The following is a 1303-nucleotide window of genomic DNA, read 5'->3' on the forward strand; positions in this document are numbered from 1 at the left end:
GATCTTTCTCCTCGTTCATGCCGCCGACATCCAGGACCGTGATGGGGCGGTTGATGTTCTGGCGGCAATACGCAGGCGCTTTCCCTGGCTGCGCCACATCTTTGCTGATGGCGGCTATGCTGGCAACAAATTGCGATCCGCGCTCGCCTCCATGGGAAAATGGACGGTCGAAATCATCAGGCGGTCCGATACGGCGAAGGGCTTTCAGATCTTGCCTCGCCGCTGGGTGGTTGAACGGACATTCGCCTGGCTGGGACGGTGCAGGCGGCTCGCCAAAGATTGGGAAAAGTCCATTGCTTCCTCAACCGCGTGGACATTGATCGCCTCGATCCGCATGCTCACACGACGGACAGCAAGGCATTGTCAAGCTTGGAAAACTTTCGGATCGGGCTCTAATGCCGGGAACATAGCGATAGAATCTTAACGCTATCATGCTAGGCAGACCATGGATTTTTGCAAATCCTGATCGGATGGGAATCTCTTTGCATAATGGGAGGATGACAAGCGCGCCTGTTATCCCCATTAGCAAAGGACGAAAGCGTGCATTACGCCATCCGAACCATCCGCTTATGACCGGGATCAGGATTACCGCCGCAAACAGAGACCATGGCAGGCCGGTAAGTACGGATTGCGATTGATGAAAATTCGTGCCTGACATCGCTTCAAGCACATTGGCGGTAATGAGGCCATATTGCATAATAAGGTAAATATAGGACGTAACTAAGACGCCATATATTATAAAGAAAAATGTTCCAGCTATACGACCGAGGGATAACAGGAGCAGGGGCAGAAAGGCACCTGTCAGAGAAGTATACACGGAGCGGGAAAAACTCATCCCTCCTGCGCCCCATGCGGAATAATAGGCAACGAACAAGCTTAATGCAAAGGAAAGAAGGTAGATTACAATGAATTTCAAAATGCTTTTGCGATTATACCAACCGTTGATTGCTATAACCCATGAGCCCAATTGCGCAGTCCGATTGACATGATGCGCCATGGTTGATTGACGAGCTGGTTCCAGGCATGGCAGGCGATATCAACGATATCGTCATAGGTTCTGAAGATCCTGTTTGAGAGCCATGTATTGCGCAGGAACTGCCAGAGATTTTCCACCGGGTTCAGTTCAGGAGCCCGGGGAGGCAGCGGGAGAATGGTGATATTGTAGGGAACATCCAGCTTCTGACTGGTATGCCATGCGGCCTGATCCACAATGAGGACGGCGTGAGCGCCCTGCGCGACCGTGCGTGAAATCTCCGCGAGATGGAGCTGCATGCCGTGCAGGTTGCAGACAGGGAGCACGAGG

The 1303-nt window shown here is 52.3% G+C and carries 2 protein-coding genes; one reads left to right on the forward strand and one right to left on the reverse strand.

Going from position 1 to position 1303, the window contains the following annotated elements; genetic code table 11:
• Positions 1 to 424, forward strand: a 424-nt coding sequence (locus GEU01_RS23880) for a transposase (protein WP_019087682.1), incomplete at its 5' end; no start/stop codon positions are given.
• A 524-nt stretch (positions 425 to 948) separates the two neighbouring features.
• Here GEU01_RS23880 and GEU01_RS21865 read toward each other — a convergent pair.
• The coding region (locus GEU01_RS21865; RefSeq protein ID WP_019086449.1) for a transposase at positions 949 to 1303 on the reverse strand (355 nt) is incomplete at its 5' end.

Source organism: Komagataeibacter europaeus LMG 18890, assembly GCF_000285295.1.
Lineage (GTDB): Bacteria > Pseudomonadota > Alphaproteobacteria > Acetobacterales > Acetobacteraceae > Komagataeibacter > Komagataeibacter europaeus.